The sequence below is a fragment of the Taibaiella soli genome (assembly GCF_003236175.1).
Taxonomy (GTDB): Bacteria; Bacteroidota; Bacteroidia; order Chitinophagales; family Chitinophagaceae; genus QKTW01.
The window spans coordinates 233944-252857 of record NZ_QKTW01000003.1; the positions used below are offsets into that span (position 1 = coordinate 233944).

The 18914-nt window shown below is 44.6% G+C and carries 17 protein-coding genes; 6 read left to right on the forward strand and 11 right to left on the reverse strand.

The window, feature by feature from the left end:
- Positions 1 to 28: 28 nt before the first annotated feature.
- The 3 genes from DN068_RS02820 to DN068_RS02830 form a co-directional block, all read right to left on the reverse strand.
- Positions 29 to 2785: a 2-oxoglutarate dehydrogenase E1 component gene (locus DN068_RS02820; RefSeq protein WP_110997509.1), complete on the reverse strand. Its 2757-nt coding sequence runs from the start codon at positions 2783 to 2785 to the stop codon at positions 29 to 31.
- Between the two features lie 278 nt (positions 2786 to 3063).
- The gene (locus DN068_RS02825) at positions 3064 to 5073 is read right to left on the reverse strand and encodes a putative porin (protein WP_110997365.1); all 2010 of its coding nucleotides are present in this window, start codon (positions 5071 to 5073) and stop codon (positions 3064 to 3066) included.
- A 3-nt stretch (positions 5074 to 5076) separates the two neighbouring features.
- Positions 5077 to 6447 (reverse strand): choice-of-anchor B family protein, encoded by a 1371-nt coding sequence (locus DN068_RS02830; RefSeq protein WP_110997366.1) that lies wholly within the window; start codon positions 6445 to 6447, stop codon positions 5077 to 5079.
- Between the two features lie 354 nt (positions 6448 to 6801).
- Here DN068_RS02830 and DN068_RS02835 point away from each other — a divergent pair, with 354 nt between their 5' ends.
- Positions 6802 to 7278, forward strand: coding sequence for a VOC family protein (locus DN068_RS02835; protein WP_110997367.1), 477 nt, complete (start codon positions 6802 to 6804; stop codon positions 7276 to 7278).
- 202 nt (positions 7279 to 7480) lie between these two features.
- Here DN068_RS02835 and DN068_RS02840 read toward each other — a convergent pair whose 3' ends face one another.
- A complete protein-coding gene (locus DN068_RS02840; protein ID WP_110997368.1) occupies positions 7481 to 8299 on the reverse strand; it encodes a purine-nucleoside phosphorylase in 819 nt (272 codons plus the stop codon).
- A gap of 152 nt (positions 8300 to 8451) precedes the next feature.
- On the opposite strand from DN068_RS02840, the gene rfbF reads away from it, so the two are divergent.
- The 5 genes from rfbF (at position 8452) to DN068_RS02865 (ending at position 13868) form a co-directional block, all read left to right on the forward strand.
- Positions 8452 to 9225 (forward strand): glucose-1-phosphate cytidylyltransferase, encoded by a 774-nt coding sequence (gene rfbF / locus DN068_RS02845; RefSeq protein WP_110997369.1) that lies wholly within the window; start codon positions 8452 to 8454, stop codon positions 9223 to 9225.
- Positions 9226 to 9394: 169 nt separating this feature from the next.
- Positions 9395 to 10474, forward strand: coding sequence for a CDP-glucose 4,6-dehydratase (rfbG, locus tag DN068_RS02850; protein ID WP_110997370.1), 1080 nt, complete (start codon positions 9395 to 9397; stop codon positions 10472 to 10474).
- 15 nt (positions 10475 to 10489) lie between these two features.
- Positions 10490 to 11038, forward strand: a complete 549-nt coding sequence (locus tag DN068_RS02855) for a dTDP-4-dehydrorhamnose 3,5-epimerase family protein (protein ID WP_110997371.1) — start codon at positions 10490 to 10492, stop codon at positions 11036 to 11038.
- 94 nt (positions 11039 to 11132) lie between these two features.
- Positions 11133 to 12665, forward strand: coding sequence for an L-piperidine-6-carboxylate dehydrogenase (gene amaB, locus DN068_RS02860; RefSeq protein ID WP_110997372.1), 1533 nt, complete (start codon positions 11133 to 11135; stop codon positions 12663 to 12665).
- Positions 12666 to 13022: 357 nt separating this feature from the next.
- Positions 13023 to 13868 carry an RNA recognition motif domain-containing protein gene (locus DN068_RS02865; RefSeq protein WP_110997373.1) on the forward strand — a complete coding sequence of 282 codons (846 nt, stop codon included), beginning with the start codon at positions 13023 to 13025 and terminating at the stop codon, positions 13866 to 13868.
- A gap of 39 nt (positions 13869 to 13907) precedes the next feature.
- On the opposite strand, the gene DN068_RS02870 is transcribed toward DN068_RS02865, so the two are convergent.
- The 7 genes from DN068_RS02870 to DN068_RS02900 all read right to left on the reverse strand — a co-directional run bounded on the left by DN068_RS02870 (position 13908) and on the right by DN068_RS02900 (position 18911).
- Positions 13908 to 14495 carry a molybdenum cofactor guanylyltransferase gene (locus DN068_RS02870; RefSeq protein WP_110997374.1) on the reverse strand — a complete coding sequence of 196 codons (588 nt, stop codon included), beginning with the start codon at positions 14493 to 14495 and terminating at the stop codon, positions 13908 to 13910.
- Positions 14496 to 14693: 198 nt separating this feature from the next.
- Positions 14694 to 15596 (reverse strand): bifunctional molybdenum cofactor biosynthesis protein MoaC/MoaB, encoded by a 903-nt coding sequence (gene moaCB / locus DN068_RS02875; protein ID WP_110997375.1) that lies wholly within the window; start codon positions 15594 to 15596, stop codon positions 14694 to 14696.
- A gap of 175 nt (positions 15597 to 15771) precedes the next feature.
- The gene (locus tag DN068_RS02880; protein WP_243630073.1) at positions 15772 to 16185 is read right to left on the reverse strand and encodes a molybdenum cofactor biosynthesis protein MoaE; all 414 of its coding nucleotides are present in this window, start codon (positions 16183 to 16185) and stop codon (positions 15772 to 15774) included.
- A 47-nt stretch (positions 16186 to 16232) separates the two neighbouring features.
- Positions 16233 to 16463 (reverse strand): MoaD/ThiS family protein, encoded by a 231-nt coding sequence (locus DN068_RS02885; RefSeq protein WP_110997377.1) that lies wholly within the window; start codon positions 16461 to 16463, stop codon positions 16233 to 16235.
- Positions 16460 to 16975 carry a molybdopterin-binding protein gene (locus tag DN068_RS02890; protein WP_110997378.1) on the reverse strand — a complete coding sequence of 172 codons (516 nt, stop codon included), beginning with the start codon at positions 16973 to 16975 and terminating at the stop codon, positions 16460 to 16462. The genes DN068_RS02885 and DN068_RS02890 overlap by 4 nt, the downstream gene beginning before the upstream one ends.
- 11 nt (positions 16976 to 16986) lie before the next feature.
- The gene (locus tag DN068_RS02895; RefSeq protein ID WP_110997379.1) at positions 16987 to 17727 is read right to left on the reverse strand and encodes a sulfite exporter TauE/SafE family protein; all 741 of its coding nucleotides are present in this window, start codon (positions 17725 to 17727) and stop codon (positions 16987 to 16989) included.
- Positions 17727 to 18911 (reverse strand): molybdopterin molybdotransferase MoeA, encoded by a 1185-nt coding sequence (locus DN068_RS02900; RefSeq protein WP_110997380.1) that lies wholly within the window; start codon positions 18909 to 18911, stop codon positions 17727 to 17729. Before DN068_RS02900 ends, DN068_RS02895 begins: the two co-directional genes overlap by 1 nt.
- Positions 18912 to 18914 lie beyond the last annotated feature (3 nt).

Sequence of the window (18914 nt, forward strand, 5' to 3'; positions counted from 1 at the left end):
TCTTTTACATTCATATCGGAAATAGTTATTAAAGCGTAAATGCTTTTTCAACCAGTTCGTTTTGTTCTTTAGTGTGCATTTTAGCAAAACCAGTAGCAGTTGAGGCGCTTGCCGGACGGCTGAGGTAGCTGATCGGGAAGTTTTCAAATGTTTGCGCCAGATAGCCCAGTGCACCCATGTTGCGTGGTTCTTCCTGCACCCACATCCATTCTGCTTTCTTGTATTTCGCGCGGATTGCTTCCAGTTGTTTAACCGGCAATGGATATAATTGCTCCAGACGAACAACAGCAACGTCTTCACGTTTGTCTGTCAGTTGTTTTTCGCTCAGGTCAAAATACATTTTACCAGTACACAGCAATACGCGTTTTACTTTGCTCGCTGTTTTTACATTCGGATCATCAATCACTTCCTGGAAACCGCCTTTTGTCAGTTCTTCAATGGTAGAATAAGAACGTGCGTGACGAAGGTTCGCTTTCGGAGCAAAGTTTACCAATGGTTTGCGGAACTGCCATGCCATCTGACGACGCAGTGCGTGGAAGAAGTTGGCCGCAGTTGTGATGTTGGTGATCACCATATTGTTTTCCGCACACATTTGCAGGAAACGTTCCAGACGAGCGCTGGAGTGTTCTGGTCCACCGCCTTCATAACCGTGCGGCAGCAGCATTACCAGACCATTCTGCGTTGTCCATTTTTGTTCACCGCTAGAGATGTATTGGTCAATTACTGTTTGTGCACCATTTGCAAAGTCACCGTATTGCGCTTCCCAGATAACCAGGTTATTTGGATTCGCCATGCCATAACCGTATTCAAAGCCAAGTACTGCAAATTCACTCAGCAGTGAGTTGTAGATATGAAAAGTACCTTGTTTTTCTTGCAGAGCACTCAGACGGTTGTAAGACTTGTTGGTTGCTTCGTCATAAATCACCGCGTGACGGTGAGAGAACGTACCGCGTTTCACATCTTCACCACTCAGACGTACATCGTGGTTTTCCGTGAGCAGGCTCGCATAAGCCATCAATTCGCCGGTAGCCCAGTCTACTTTACCTTCTGTTTCAAACAGCTTGATTTTATCCTGCAGCAGTTTTTCAACTTTACGCAGTGGTTTAAAACCTTCAGGCCATTTCATCAGCGCAGGCACCAGACGTTTTACATCTGCTTCGGAGATGCCGGTTGCAGGTGACTGATCGAAATCCTCGGCAGTTGCTTTACGCAGTTGCTGCCACCAGAGTTCCGGTTTCTGATAAGTATAAGGAAGCGGTTTTTGTTTTACTTCGTCCAGACGTTGTTGCAGATCATCCCAGAAACGTTTTTCCATTTCTTTCGCGAGGTCTTGCGCATCAGCTTCACCATTTTTCAGGAGGAACTGCGTGTACATTTCGCGTGGATTCGCGTGCTTGTCGATCAGTGCGTACAGCTGTGGCTGTGTGAATTTAGGTTCATCGCCTTCGTTGTGACCGTAACGACGGTAACAAACCATATCGATGAAAATATCTTCGTTGAATTCCTGACGGTAAGCAACGGCCAGTTCACACACTTTCACCACCATTTCAGGATCGTCGCCATTCACATGGAATACCGGCGCCTGCACCATTGATGCGATAGACGTACAGTAATCTGCAGAACGTGCATCGTCAAAATCAGTTGTGAAACCGATCTGGTTATTGATCACAAAGTGGATGGTACCGCCGGTGAAATAACCTTCGAGTTTGCTCATTTGCAGCAATTCGTAGATCACACCCTGACCGGCAACCGCAGCGTCACCATGAATCAGGATCGGTAGTACGCGGTGGTATTCTTTGTTGTATAAAATATCAGCTTTAGCGCGGGCAAAACCTGTTACGACCGGATCTACCACTTCAAGGTGAGAAGGGTTTGGCATCAGTTGCAGGTTAATTTCCTTGCCGCTTGGTGTTTTTACGTTTGAATTGAAACCGAGGTGATATTTTACGTCGCCAGAGCCCATCGTCATATCTGCAGGCATTACACCTTCAAATTCTGCGAAGATCTGTTCGTAAGTTTTACCCATGGTATTAGCCAGGATATTGAGACGGCCACGGTGTGCCATACCAATATTCACTTCTTTCACATCAGCAGCTGCAGCAGCGTTGATGATGGCGTCCAGACCCGGAATAGTGCTTTCGCCACCATCCAGACCGAAACGTTTCTGGCCGATATATTTTGTGTGCAGGAATTTTTCGAAGATCACACCGTCGTTGATCTTTTGAAGAATGCGTTTGCGTTGTTCGATAGATGGTTTGCGTTCCATCATCGCTTCGAAATTCTTCTCTACCCACTGGCATTTTTCGCGGTCGTTGATATAAGTGTATTCAACGCCTACGTTGCCTGTATAATATTTTTGGAGACGGGCTATGATATCGCTCAGCTTTGCTTTACCAAGGCCGATGAAGCTACCCGCATTAAATTCTGTTTTGAGATCTGCATCGCTCAGGTTAAAATCCTGCAGTGCGAGATGCGGATGACGGTCTTTTCTTGGACGGATGGGATTGGTAGTGGCTTCCAGATGGCCTTTTTTACGATAAGCGCGAATCAGGTTGTACACGCTGAATTCTTTGGCCAATTGCTCATTGCTCACCGGAGTTTTATCTGTAGCAGCAGACGTCTGGCCATTAGAACCGTTTGAAGGAGATTTTGCATAAGCGAAATCAAAGCCTTCAAAAAATTTTCTCCACTCAGGATCAACAGCTGCAGGGTCTTTTACATAATCACTGTACAGCGACTCGATGTATGCTGGATGGGAGCCCATCACGTACGAAAAGTCTTGCATTTTCAAGTATTTATTGCTGGTTATTTTAAGTTGAATATACACCAATCGCTCACACCGGAGGTATGACGCCTCGCAAAGTTAATAGCTATTTATCAAAGAAAGGAGGGTAATTGATGAATGTGTTAAATGGTTAAAGAGTTAATGTGTTCAATATGTGGAATGTGATTAATGCGTTTTCTATGGACAATGGATAATTCCCCGCGTTTGAAACTGACAACTCACCACTCAGTACTCATATATCCGTCGCGCTGGGACGTCCCTTCGGGGGATGGGGGTATTTAATTTATAAGTGTCCAGGTAAAACCAAATCTGATCATCGCGTTTTGCGCGGCATAACCCGGTGCAATAATGATATTGCGGGAGAAAATCTGGTTAAGCTGATCGCCCATTACATAAGCGCGGAAACGCTTTACCTTAAAGTTGAAGTACAACGATATGGCCGGGATATTGCTCACAGAATAACTGCTCTGATAGTAAAAACGGTTAAAGAAAGGCGAATAGCCATCCGCATCATATCTGGTATGGTATTCCACCATAATGCCCGTCGCTGCTCTCAGTGCGTTCTTAAATAATGTTCCTTCCACACCAAATTGATGGCGGCCTAAAAGTGCGGGAACATGTACAGGTGCGCTACCAGTTACCTGCTGGTAGACCAATTCGTTGTCGAGCACGAGTATATTCCAGCGAAATACTTTACGCACCCATATTTCAGTGAGGTTAAAAGGAGATGCATACTGCGTTGGACGTTGTGCTTCATTCAGGTAAATGTAATTACCGATAATATAGTTACGGACGCCCGCCGAGAAACGGAATTTCGGGCTGGATAAACTAGCGTAAAGCTGCGTAATGCTTTCTTTATCAAACGAAGTAAGCAGGGTGTCGAATTTCGTTTGATGAATTGTGTAATTGTACGGCGCGTTTGCCAGTTGCTGCTGGAAACCAATGGTTATGTTGCCCCAGTTGCCGCCGAGGTTTTTGCCGACATTCGCCGCCAGGTTAAAATTGCCGGCCGCATCGCCGGTTACAAAAAACTGAGTATTGGCTTCGTATTGCCATTGACCTGGCTGTAACGCTTCTTTTTTAATGCTTCCTGTAAGGTAATTGCTGATAATGCTGAGGGAGCTGGTACCCACTGCATAGTTAGTTTCGAAGTTATCAATGCGGTTACCTGCGCCCAGCGAGAAAATCAGCGGATTGCTTTCTTTTCCTGCGAAACCATTGAGTGTAAGCGCATTTTCAAATTTCATCCATTTCTGCTCCATAAACACGGAGTCGTTAGGCGCAATATATTGGTCGGTAAACAATGATGTATATCGTGCTGAATCCGGGCGAAGGTCTTTGTACTCGTATTTTTCGCTGGTCAGCTGCATACGGTGGCCAATGCTGAATCTTGGTTTCAGTTTCAGATAATATTGTGAAGAATCCTGGTTATACAAAGTATCTGTACGACCAAATGTGTAAGCATGGTTCAGCAAAAAGCCCCAGTCGCGGAATTTTGTAGTAACCGAAGAACGGGTAGCGCTGTAAGCATCGTTCTGAAAGGCCACGGGAATAGTCGCACGGTTGCTGTAGTCGCTGCGTGTCAGGAATGAATCAGAAACCATACCGCCGTTTTCGTCCTGCTGTTCCTTATTATATACAATTGAACCAAACAGTTCGTAGTTCTGTTTTTTGCTTTGATAATGCGTTGAAAGGCTCGCGTTATCGTCATTTACCCGCTGTATTTTGTAATACCCCGGTGAATATGTTTTGCGATATTGCGCTGCAACGTTCCAGTTGGGCTTGATATTGTCTGCAACGGCAATACGCGTCATTTGTTCGAGTTTGCTGCCCAGCTGATAAGTAAATTCAGAATATGGCTTGGTGGTGTTGTAAAAATAGAGACTGTCCAGGCGAAAGCGGTAGACGTCGAAAGTGTGGTAACCCAATGATGGACCTGCAATACTAGTCGGCGTAAACATCAGGCTGCGCGACGGGCTGCCGGAGTTGCCGAGATCGCGGTTCCAAGGCTGGGAAAACGGTCTGCGGGCAAAAGTGTGCAGCGTTGTGTCCGGGTAATAATCTTTCAGAGAATATTGTGTGCGGAATGTGGTATTGGCCACTTCGTCATGCCAGGAATTGGTATTGGTTTTGCTGGTGGTATCGCGTTGTGGTGCGTTACTCAGCGTGACCGGGGAGCCCGGAGGCGTACTGCTGAATTGAGCCAAAACAGTATTGCTGTCAGCTAAAAACAGGGAGATAAAACAAACAATATATAAAAAGGCCGCCGGCGGTCTATTTTGTAGCAATGGTTACAATTTTGTGAATTTGCTGATGTGCGACTGGCTGCCTGTGGAGATCTTTACAAAGTAAGTTCCTTTAGCCCAGTTGCCGGGCAAAGTTAATTGAATCGGTTGATAGGCGTAGTCTGCTGCCGGAAACCGCTGGCTGAAAATTCTTTTTCCACCAATATCGTAAATATTAATGTCCACATTTTCGGCGTTTTCGGCTGATGGAAAACTCACAAAAAGCTTGTCTGTGGCGGGATTGGGGTATACAGAAAAAGCTGCATTCTGTTGTTGGGGCCAACCGGTTGCATCGTGCACATCCAGAATATAAAGTCCGGTTTGCATGTCACTGACCACTACACGACCCGAAGGGAAAAACGGATAGCATCCCCAGGCACCGCCAAAACCGCTGAAAGATGGGCCGGGATAAGTGTCGTAAAAACCTACTTGTTTGGGCGTATCCGGGTTGGAAATATCATAAATCTGAAGTCCGTCGAAATAATACGCGACAAAAGCCAATTTGCCGATCAGGTAAGGGATGTGTGGAATACAAGTCTGGTCGCCAGGCCGTGGTGAAAAAGTACCGATCACATGAGCGTTTACCACATCACTGACGTCAATAATTTTTACCGGCATACCAAAAGTTTCGTCCGTCATTACGCCGATTCCGTCACGTTCTACCCAACTGGAATGATTAAAGCCTTGATAAGGATAAAATGACATATCGCCGATCTTCCGGGAATTGCCGGGTTGTGTAAAATCCACAATTTCATAGCCATAATAAGAAGCGCTGCAATAAGCGGTGTCATTGCGCACAAACATATCATGGATATTATCCTTGCTTCTGTAGCGATCCCGCAAAACAGGGTTTGCCGGATTTGAGATGTCGTACACCCGCATCTGATCTACCGAAGTGTAAGATTTAGCGGTGCCGGCGTATAGCGTTGCATTTACCGTATCAATGGCGATTTTATTACAACCCATGAAATCGTAGGGAGAAGATTCATACACAAGATGCAAAGAATCGGGCAGGTAATTGAGATCGAAAATCTGCAAAGTGCTCACGCCTTCGTTGCAAACTGCGTAGAGATAATGTTTGTAAACTTTATAGTCGCGGTGAATGATAGTTGGGCCCGCTGCGCGTCCCGGATAGAAGGCCACTTGTTTACATTGGTCAATATCGATAATGTGTGCTCCTTCTGTAGAGCCAATCACGGCATATTCCTTTCCTTTTAATACAAATCCCCAGACATCGTTATAACGCTGACCAGCCATATTGATCCGGATATGACCTGTATCATTCCAGTTGCCCAGCAATTTTACATTCAGTGACTGCTGTGCGGAAGAACTTTGACAAACAAATAAGTATAAAAATATTATGAGCAGAAGGCGCATTCCTAAAAGTACGGAATTCGTAATTCACCCCCAACCCCTAAAGGGGAGTCTCAGCGTGAGCATTTTTTATGTAGGACGGTTAAATCTATGTCAGATATGGTTTTCGGATGTGATTAGAATTCGATTAGAACCTGCGCTGCCGCCGTGAGACTTCGGCTTAGTTTAGTATGATTTTGCGTCTTGGCTTTTATGCGTACTGTTCAGAGCAGACCGTAAGGAGGGGGGAAACATACTTGTGTTGAGACTCCCCTTTAGGGGTTAGGGGTATCGTCGCAATTCACCCATCCTTTGTCTGCTTCACACCCGATTTGCTAAAACAGTCATACCTATCTTTGGTTTATTAAACTAAAAACTATGCGAACTAAGATCACGCCATTTTTACTGTTCAATACAGAAGCCGGAGAAGCAGCTGAATTCTACGTTTCCGTTTTCAAAGGCAAGATGCTCGAAGTCAAAAAATATCCGGAGAACTCACCAATGATGGCTGGTACTGTGATGACTGCCAGCTTCGAAATCTTTGGGATGAATATGGTAGCCCTCAACTGGGGTCAGGAAGCTAAATACACAGAATCCATTTCCTTTGCCATTGAACCAGACACACAGGAAGAAGTCGATTATTACTGGAATGCATTAATTGCCGACGGCGGAAGTGAAGGGCCATGCGGCTGGTTGAAAGATAAATACGGCGTATCCTGGCAAGTAGCTCCGGAACCATTGCTTCGCATGATGAATGACAAAGATTCTAAGAAGTCAATGGCGGTAATGCAGGCGATGATGAAAATGAAAAAGATTGTAATTGCAGATTTGCAGGCGGCGTACGATAACGCTTAATCACTGGCGCGAGAGTTCCGAAGGACTCTCGTGTCTATAAAATCTCCCAGTCTCCCGACTGGTATCTAGAATACGTGAAGCAGTCAGAAGACTGCTTGGATAACACGTCACGAGAGCGCTGCGCTAACGCTTGCGCCAGAAAAGAAGGGCTTCGTAAGAAGCCCTTCTTTTCTATATAATATTACGTTGCAACCCCTCGAACTTAGCAACTACCCACCAACTCCGCTATCAGCTTCGCCAGTTTTGGAGCCGCTTCGTTTGCGGCTGCCAGTACTTCTTCGTGTGTGATTTTATTGAGTTCATCGCGGATGCCCAGATCTGTTACGATGCTTGCGCCAAAAATTTTCATACCGCTGTGAATCGCTACAATTACTTCCGGAACGGTACTCATACCAACCAGATCGCCACCAATTACGTGCAGCCATTTGTACTCCGCACGTGTTTCAAAAGTTGGCCCCTGCAAACCAATATACACGCCGGTTTGTACATATAATTCCTGACGTTTCGCAATATCCTGTGCTTTCGCAATCAGTTCGAGTGTATATGGTTCACTCATATCCGGGAAGCGCACGCCCAGACGTTCGTCGTTTCTGCCGCGCAGCGGATGTTCGGGGAATAAATTGATATGATCACGGATGATAACGATATCGCCGACTTTGTATTCAGGATTCATGCCACCAGCTGCATTTGATACAAATAAACTGTGCACACCCAGCGCTTTCATTACTCGTACCGGAAAGGTCACTTCATCCATATTGTAGCCTTCATAGTAGTGGAAACGGCCAGCCATCATCACAGTTTGTTTGCCGCCCAGTTTGCCAAAAATCATTTTTCCGGCGTGACCTTGCACCGTTGAAACCGGAAAGTTTGGAATCTCATTGTAGGGAATTTCCAGTTCTGTTTCCATCAGTTCGGTCAGTCCGCCAAGGCCGCTGCCAAGGATTACACCTGCCTCAGGCGCTACAGAAATACGTTGTTTTATAAAATCGGCTGTCGCCTGAATCTTGTCAAATAAGCTCATATGATGCATTTTCGGCGGACAAAAATAGCATATTCAGCGGCGGGTTCTCTGAATATCTGTTAATAAAAGAACAATTCGCCCCAGAAAGCCGTAGACTAAACGGCCTAGTTTTATATTTTTGTCAGGTACACAGTTAAAAAATAAATGTCCTGATGAAGGTTGTTATTTTCGCCGGCGGACGTGGAACCCGTATTTCAGAAGAATCGTCACTGCGCCCTAAACCTATGATTGAAATCGGTGGTAAACCGATCCTCTGGCATATTATGAAGACTTATGCAGCTTACGGCCATAATGAATTTGTGATTTGTCTCGGTTATAAAGGCTGGATGATTAAAGAATATTTTGTCAATTACTTTATGCATAACGCCGATGTGACTGTTGATTTGTCTAACAACTCACTGGAAGTACATCAGAATTTCGCAGAACCATTTAAAGTTTCGCTGATAGATACTGGTTTGGATACCATGACAGCCGGTCGCCTGAAAAGGGTATTGCCTTATGTAGGTAATGAAACTTTTATGCTGACTTACGGTGATGGTGTGGCAGATGTAAATATCGATGAGCTCGTAAAATTCCATAAAAACACTGGTAAAATCTGCACCATGACTGCCATTCAGGCTACCAGCCGTTTTGGTGTGCTGAAAATGGAAGACGATGGTACCATCAACAGCTTTGAAGAAAAACCGGCAGATAGCGGAACCTGGATCAATGGTGGTTATTTCGTGATTGAACCTGAAATTGCAAAATATCTGCACGATGATGCAGACGATATCATGTGGGAACGTCAGCCATTAGACGATCTGGCGCGCGACGGACAAATTGCAGCTTATAAGCATCACGACTTCTGGAAATGTATGGATACGCTCCGTGATAAGGAAGAGCTGGAAGCAATGTGGCAAAATGAGCCGCTTTGGAAGAAATGGTAATTTTATTGGCGATTGAAGATTTGTGATTGAAGATTTGTGATTGAAGATTGTAACTCGTGTTTGTCATTCTGAGCGAAGTCGAAGAATTTCTTTAATTGTTCGCGATTTTGACGTTTCACTTTTGACCATTGACCATTCACCATTCACAACTGACAACTGACAACTCACAATGAATATTGAATACCTCAAAAAAATATACAGCGGCAAGCGTGTTTTTCTCACCGGACATACCGGTTTTAAAGGCGCGTGGATGCTGCAGATCCTGCAATGGCTGGGTGCTGACGTAAAAGGTTATGCGCTGAAACCAGAAAATGAAGGTGATCTGTACAACGAGATCGGCGGTGATAATCTTTGCTATGCATCCGTAATTGCTGATATCCGTGATCTGCATACGTTGCAGGGCGAAATGATCCGTTTTCAACCGCATTTTGTGTTTCATCTGGCGGCACAATCATTGGTGCGCAGGAGTTATGAGCAACCAGTAGATACTTTTGCTGTGAACGTAATTGGTACTGCTAATGTGCTGGAAGCTATGCGCGGATTGGAAAATCCGTGTACCGGTGTAATTATCACAACAGATAAAGTGTATGAAAATCCGGAACGTGGGTTACCATTTAAAGAGGATGATAAATTAGGTGGTTATGACCCATATTCCGCGAGTAAAGCGGCTGCGGAGATTGTCATCTCTTCTTATGAACGTTCTTTCTTTAATCCGGAACAATATGCGAAACACGGAAAAGCGATTGCCTCGGTACGTGCCGGAAATGTGATTGGTGGCGGCGATTATGCGGAAGCGCGTATCATTCCTGATATTGTTCGGGCATTGGACAGAGGTGGAAAAGTGATTTTGCGTAATCCGCAATCAGTGCGCCCATGGCAACATGTGTTGGAACCATTGGCGGTGTATCTGATGCTCGGCGCAAAAATGAGCGAAGATCCGCAGCGTTTTGCGGGCGCTTATAATGTGGGCCCGGATGCAAACGATGAAAAAACAGTAGAAGAGCTGACGAAAATATTTTTGAGCGCTTATGGCAAGGAAGGATTTTATGAAATAGATCCACCGGCGAATGCGCCGCACGAAGCAAAACTGCTTCTGCTTGACAGTGCTAAAGTCCGCTCGATGCTGGAATGGCATCCAAAGTTGAACGCGGCTTCTGCCATCTACTGGACGGCTGAATGGTACGCAGATAAGCAGCATTCGCAGAAGGAAAAAACATTACGCCAGATCGAACAGTATTTTGGAAGCTAAGTTTCGCAGATTTTTATGATAGAAAACATTCTTACCGACGCCAAATTAATTACGCTACCAGCGTTTTTTGATGTGCGTGGTGCTTTTGTCAAAACATTTAATGAAAGTCTTTTCGGGCAATATGGCATTCAGTTTGAACTGAAGGAAAGCTATTTTTCCATCTCCAAAAAAGATGTGATTCGCGGGATGCATTTTCAGACGCCACCACATCAGCACGCCAAAATTGTGTTTTGTCCGCAGGGTGCTATCCTGGATGTGATTATTGATTTGCGTAAAGGCTCGCCAACATTTGGTGAGTACTTTGCACATGAGCTTTCCGCTGAAAATCATAAAGCGTATTACATTCCCGAAGGTTTTGCCCATGGCTTTAAATCTCTGACCGACGATGCGGTGACTTATTATCTTGTTTCTTCTGAGTACAGCCAGCCAAACGATACCGGAATTTTATACAACAGCTTTGGTTTTGACTGGGGTGTACAGGAACCGGTTATGTCTGCCAGAGATCTGTCTTTTGACGGAATAGACGTATTCAATACGCCGTTTATGTATACTTCCGGGCAATAAGTTATTTTTGCAACTCAATTTAGTAACTACCGTTTAGGAGTAGGGGCATTTTCAAACGATGAACCCACTCGCCAAACAAACACCATAATAGTTTATGAATATTAAGAAAGTATTGACTACGCTCGGTATTGACAAAGTCAACGAAGGCGCTGCCACGGGTACCAAATGGATCAAATCAAACGGAGCAGCGATCGAATCATTCTCTCCGGTAGATGGCAAACGCATTGCTGCGGTAACTGGCGTTGATCGTAAAAATTATGATACTGTGGTAAGCCAGGCTGAAGCTGCATTCCCGGAATGGCGCATGTGGCCTGCTCCAAAACGTGGCGAAGTAGTTCGTCAGATTGGTGAGGCACTCCGTAAAAATAAAGAAGCACTCGGTACGCTCGTTTCTTATGAAATGGGTAAAAGCCTTCAGGAAGGTTTGGGTGAAGTACAGGAAATGATTGATATCGCGGATTTCGCGGTGGGTCTTTCCCGTCAGTTGTACGGTTTGACAATGCACAGTGAGCGTCCGATGCACCGTATGTATGAGCAATGGCATCCGCTTGGCGTTGTTGGTATTATCAGCGCATTTAACTTTCCTGTAGCTGTATGGAGCTGGAATAGCTTCCTGGCTTGGGTTTGTGGTAATACATGCGTTTGGAAGCCATCAGAAAAAACTCCTTTGACAGCTATCGCTTGTCAGAAAATAGTAGCGAACGTATTTAAAGCAAACAACGTTCCGGAAGGTGTAAACGGTCTCGCTATCGGCGGTCGTGAAACCGGTGAATGGATGAGCAATGATACACGTATTCCACTGGTGTCTGCTACAGGTTCTACTCGTATGGGTAAAGCCGTGGGAGCTGCAGTAGGTGGCCGTCTCGGTCGTTCTTTGCTGGAACTGGGTGGCAACAATGCAATCATTGTTTCACAACATGCAGATCTGACGATTGCAATGCGTGCTGCAGTATTCGGCGCGGTTGGTACTGCAGGTCAGCGTTGTACAACTACACGTCGTCTCATCATTCACGAAAGCGTGTATGATGCATTCAAGAAAAAACTCGTTGCAGCTTATAAAAATCTGAGCATCGGCGATCCGTTGGATCAAAACAACCACGTAGGTCCGTTGATTGACAAAGATGCGGTTGGAAACTACCTCACTGCAATCAGCGAACTGAAAAAATCGGGTGCTAAAGCTGTAGTAGCAGGTGGCGTGCTGAGCGGCGAAGGTTATGAAAGCGGTTGTTACGTAAAACCATGTATTTACGAAGTGGATAATAGTTGGCCGATCGTGCAGCACGAAACATTTGCGCCGCTGCTGTATATCATGAAGTATAAAACATTGGAAGAGGCGATTGCACTGCAAAATGGGGTACCGCAGGGTCTTTCTTCTGCGATCATGACGCTGAATATGCGCGAATCAGAACAGTATTTGTCTCACAAAGGCAGCGATTGTGGTATTGCAAACGTAAATATCGGTACCAGCGGTGCTGAAATCGGTGGTGCGTTTGGCGGTGAAAAAGAAACGGGCGGTGGTCGCGAAAGCGGGTCAGATGCCTGGAGAGCATACATGCGTCGTCAGACTAATACCATTAATTGGAGTGAAGAGTTGCCACTTGCGCAAGGTATTAAGTTTACTATTTAATTGTAATGTAATGATTTAATAAGCGCCGCTACTATTGATAAGATAGGGCGGCGCTTCTGTTTTAGATGACTTGCAGATATTTTGTCTTCGTAAAATGAAAATTTATATCTGTCATAAATATTGACAATAATGCGTATAGATAATTAGTTAGCAAAAATTGACTAATTATTATTTTTTTAGTGGTTTGGTATAGTGATAAAAAGTCCAGAAATTATTTTGAAATGAATTAACTTGTGGGCGGAAATGAATCACATCCCCTATCCGGAACTTATGATTTTTCATTTAGCCGAGAAGGGCCAAGAAATCTATATACAACTGTTGTGCATGAAATCCCATTAATTGTTTAAAAATATCATTATGAACTTATTCGTCGGTAATTTAAGTCAGGAAACAACAGATAATGACCTGCGCCATCTTTTTTCAGAATTCGGTACTGTAACCTCAGCCCGTGTTATTATGGATCCTGCTACGAGTCAATCCCGTGGCTTTGGTTTTGTTGAAATGGAAGACAAATTTCATGGATACGATGCAATCGATAATCTGGATGCAACCTTTTTGCAAGGTCAGATTATTTCGGTAAAAGAAGCTAAACCTCAAGGCGGCCAGGGTGGCGGCGGAGGACAACGCAGAAGCTTTGGCGGCGGTGGCGGCTACAACCGTGATAACGGTGGCGGACAACGCAGAAGCTTTGGTGGCGGTGGTGGCTACAACCGTGACAACGGTGGTGGTGGTGGTTACAACCGTGATAATAACCGTGGTGGTGGCTATAACCGCGATAATGGCGGTGGATACAATCGCGATAATAATGGTGGTGGCTACAACCGTGATAATGGCGGTGGCGGTTACAACCGTGATAACAACCGTGGTGGTTACAATCGTGACAACAACGGCGGTGGTTACAATCGTGACAATAATGGCGGTGGCTATAACCGCGATAACAACCGTGGTGGCTACAATCGTGATAACAACGGTGGTGGTTACAACCGCGACTACAATCGCGATAACACCCGCGACAGCTGGAGCAGCGATAGCAACAACAGCCGTGGTAGCTACAATCGCGACAACAATTACAATCGCGATAATAACTATAATCGCGACACGAATTTTAATCGCGATACAAACTTCAGTCGTGAAACATTTAACCGCGATCGTAATTTCAACAGCGACGCTAATAATAACGAAGAGAACAACAACAACGCTTAGTCTTAATAGTTATTTAAATAGAAAATGCCTTTGTAAAAATTACAAAGGCATTTTTTGTATGTCGTCTGGCGAATTGAAATTTTCAAAGAATGGCTGCCAATTTTCAGGAACTGAAAGGAAGGGAATTTTCAGGCGAAGTAAAATGGAAATCAATCCGTGCTTCGGTAAATCATTTGCATTGTACCACGAATCAATTTGCTGCATAGCCTTTGCTGTATAAATGCCACATAGCGGTTCTGCTTGTGCTCCGTTTTGATAGATATAGGCTGCGTGATTTTTCTCTAGCGAAGCTGAAACTAAGGTCCGTAGCACATTTGGCTGCATCCGTTGCATATCGCAGGCAAGTACAAAAATATCTTCTCCGGGAAATTGATGATGCGCAGACATCAGACCTTTTAACGGACCACCAATATTCAATTCTTTTTCGTCTATTATGAAATCCGCACCTGGCACTACCTTTTGGTAAGCAGCCAATTGTTGTTCATTTACCGAAATCTTTACAGGGATATTCAATGAGCTTAGTAGCGCATAACTATGTTCTATCCACGTACCATTACCCGAAGGGAGCAAACCTTTGTCAGTGCCCATTCTGCTGCTTTGTCCGCCGGAAAGAATTAAACCAAACATAAATCAAACCCCCATCCTCTGAAGGGGAGTCTTTGCGCGAGCACTCCTCAGAGTTCTCTGCTTGTAAATAAAATTTAAAATCCCTAACCCCTGAAGCGGAATTTCTGCGCGAGTACTCCCGATTCTGAATAAATATCCGGTTCTCTAAATGTTTCTAGCTCGCGGTGGGAGTTCCCTCCTTTAGAAGGGTTAGGGAGGTTAATGCTGCATTCCCTTTGCCACTCTGAAAATATGTAGCACATAAGGAAACAGCGCGTCCATAGTTTCTTCTGCGCCGCGGGTAGAACCGGGCATTGTGATTACCAAAGTCTGATCAATAAATCCCGCTACACCGCGTGAAAGCATTGCATAAGGCATGCGCTCCTGTCCGTAGCTGCGTGCTGCTTCCATGATGCCTGGAATCTCGCGGTCGAGCATGGGAGTGATGGCTTCCGGCGTGACATCTCTTGGCGAAAGGCCTGTGCCGCCGGTAAACAGCACCAGATTAAAACCTTCATCTGCCAGCTGTGTAGCTTTTTCCTGGATCAATACAAATTCATCCGCGATGATTTCATAACGTTCGGCAGTAAGGTTATACTGCGTCAATTTTTCAATAATAGCCTGTCCGGCTTTGTCCTGTTTACTGCCAGCAGACACACTATCCGAACACACGATGACAGCGCAACGCAATGCAACTTCATCTTTAAAATCAGATTTGCCACCTTTTTTACTTTCTAGTTTTATTGTTCCGATTTCCACATTTTTATCAATCGGTTTTAGCATATCATATATTGTCAAAGCCGTGATGGCTGCGCCGTGCATCGCTTCTACTTCAACGCCGGTCCGGTAAATTGTATGTACTTCCACTTCAATCAGAATACTCAATCCGTCGATTGTGTGGCGAATAGCAGTATACTCAACCGGTAGCGGATGACAATCAGGGATAACATCAGATGTTTTCTTAACTGCGAATAATCCAGCTGCGCGAGAAAATTCAAACACATCGCCTTTCGGAATTTGTTTGTTTTGAATTGCATCAATCGTTTCCTGTTTCGAAACGTTCACAACCGCTGTGGCTATGGCTTTGCGAAGACTGGTATTTTTATGTGTGATATTGACCATTGTATTTTATTTTGTTTCGCTCGCTCTTTGTGCTACCGCTCACTTGTCTTAGGGGGGCTAGTCGCCGTGCGCCCTGCGGCGGAGACGGCGAGATTCGAACTTGCATTACTTATTTACCGTCTATTGGTGGAAGCGTAGTTACGCTTGTCATACTGAGCGTAGTCGAAGTATAGACCTACTGATTCACTTTCCATTGATGCGTGGCATCTTCAAAAATCTCCTTACCCCAAACCGGCAGTTCCGCCTTGATTCTCTCAACTACCTCGTTGCAGGCTTCAATAGCAGCTTTGCGATGCGCAGATGAAGTAAATACAAACAGGCAGATTTCACCAGCAGCAATTTCGCCTAAACTATGATGAATATGCATGCAAGTAAGGTTGTATTTTTCAAAAATGGCTTCACGGATCATATGCATTTTCTCCAGTGCCATTTCTTCGTAGGCAGTATACTCAATTGCTTTTACTTTTTGCCCATTCACTTCATCGGCACGCACTTGACCCAAAAAGATATCATGTGCGCCAATTTCAGTTTTGGTGCTGTGTTTAGCAATACTATCTGCAATAAATGAAGGACTGATTGGTCCTTGCATGAAAATATTTTTGGTCTTGTGCTCCTTCATGATAAATTCTCTTTTAGTTATCCTCCGGAAAATGGCGGCAGTAAAGCGATTTGTGCGCCTTCACTAATTTCTGTATTGGTTGAAATAATCTCTTTGTTGATAGCAATCTGATAACGCAATGACTGCAGCTGCGGAAACATTTTTTCCAGGATCTTTTTCAGTGAGTCAGTATCTGGTGTGTCGATGGAAAGGTTATTCCCTACAATTTCGGCGATCTGTCCAAAAGCTATAATCGAATTGCTTGTCATGGTATCCGGTTTACGATGATTTTAGACAGGCATTTTACATAGCGGCGACCGGTATTCACATCTGTTGTGGAAATAATGGCAATACGGTCATCAACAGCGTTCGCCTTTTTACCATTTTCTTCCGTAATCACATACACATGATCTCCAAGCGGATTGTTATATAGCTCATTCCAGGAAAACACCACTTTATAGCCATCCGTGGCTACGCAGGTAAAATAAAATTCGCTCAGCACTTTCGGCGACTCAGACGTGTACACAACCTGTTTCAGTACGTCTTTCAGCAAGACGCCTTTTAGTTTTTCGTGTGTGTATTTTGATTCGCCTAAATGGTTTTTAATACTGACATCGCCAATGTTCACTTGTTTAAAAGTATCCAGCGCATTGAGTGTGATTGTTGCTTCTGTTTTTACATTGCCCGAAATGGTAAATGATGTTGTCGGTGTTAGTTTCTTTTGGGCGATAGCAGCGTCTTGCAATAAAACAAACGATAGCAGGATAAGTACCTTTTTCATATTGTGTTGATTTAAGCACCAGTTAATAAAAGCTTGTAGGCGGCAATTGCTAGAACCGTGGCCAGTAAATATTTGATCACGTTATGACTAAAGCGCAATGCGCCGAGGTAAGCACCGGCCAATCCGCCCGCAAATGCGATGATTACATAAAGGTACATGTCGGTGGTGAAATGAATTCCTTTCGTTAATTGCCCGGCCAGGCCTGCGAGTGAATTGACAAATATGAACAACGCACTAATTGCTGCAGCCTGTTTTTGATTGGTCCATTTCAAAAGCAGTAAAACCGGGGATAGGATAACACCACCGCCAATGCCAATCATGCCGGAAAGCAAGCCAATAGCACCACCTATCAACAATGACAGATAAATATTGCTTTCTTTGATTTCGTTGACTTTGATGTTCGGAAAAAAGAAAAAGCGGATAACCGGAATAAATAAAAATGCGCCGAGGATTCGTTTGTAAGATGCGCCGTCTACGGTCATTCGTCCGCCTAAAAACGAAGCGGGAATAGACGCAGCAGCCAATGGCCAGAATATCTTGCTTTTAAAATGTCCGCCTCGGTAAAACTGCACGAATGCAACCATTGATACGAACAAATTTAGCAGCAAAGCGGTTGGTTTCATAACCTCTGGCGCCATTCCAAAAACGGCCATGAGTGCCAGATACCCACTGGCGCCGCCATGACCTACAGACGCATATAAAAATGCTACGAGAAAAAGTAGTACGTAAAAAAGTATCAGTGAAGTTGCCATTATGCGGGTAAGATATGTACAGTTACAATGTCGTCGGTATGATACTCGGTGCCTTCTTCTTCTAGAATAATAAAGCAGTTGGCAGTTGCGAAAGATCGCATACGGTAAGATTCCTGTGCATCAAGCGGAATGACGGCATCGTTAAGCAGCAGGCCTTTAAGGAAATGAGTAAGGCCTGGCTTCTTGGTATAACCTCGAGCCAATGGCAATTCCCGCGCGATGATTTTGCTATGCGGCATATGCATCATCTGTTCCAGAGCTGGCCATGTATATTCATAAAAACAGGTGAGTACAGAAGATGGATTGCCCGGAAGCCCGAATACAAGCTTATTTCCAAGCGTTCCAAAAAACAATGGTTTGCCTGGTTTCTGTTTTATTTTATGAAAATGTTTTTCTACACCGCAGTTTTCTAACGCCTTTGAAACAAAATCATAATCACCTACACTAACACCGCCAGTGATTAGTAAAACATCAGATGTTTCAAGGTGGAATTTTAATGTTTCTTGTAAAGTAGAAAGGTCGTCTGCAGCATATACAACACTTGCTGCCTCAAGATGCAGCGTTTGCAAAACAGCAGTGAGCGTATATGAATTGGACTCATACACCTGGCCAAATTCGAGCGGTTGTCCCGGTTGTTGTAATTCATTTCCGGTAACAACGATTGATATTTTTGGTTTTGGATAGACATTGACTTCATGAATTCCGAGACCAGCCAGAAAACCGATAGACGCGGCTGTCAGTACATTGCCTTGCGGAATGGCCAATGCACCGGACATCATTTCAGATCCTTTCGGACGAACGTTTCCGCCTTTCTCCAATAAATCATCTTCTATGATGAGTTGTCCATTTTCAACCCGTGTTTTTTCCTGCATCACTACAGTGTCTGCATTTTCCGGAACTGCAGCGCCTGTAAAAATTCGAACAGCAGTTCCTGCCTCCAGTGGAGGTGCATCGCCACGACCGGCCGGGATTTCACCTTGCAAAAGCAAAGTTTTCTGTTTCCAGCTGTCGAATGCAAACGCATAACCGTCCATCGCAGATTGGGGAAAGCCCGGAATATCGCTACCTGCAAAGCAGTCTTCGGCCAAAACCATTCCTACAGCCTCTTTCAACGGCATAGTTACTGGTGTCAACGATTGGGTATGATCGTGAATAATTTTCTTTGCTTCTGCTACAGAAATCATAAA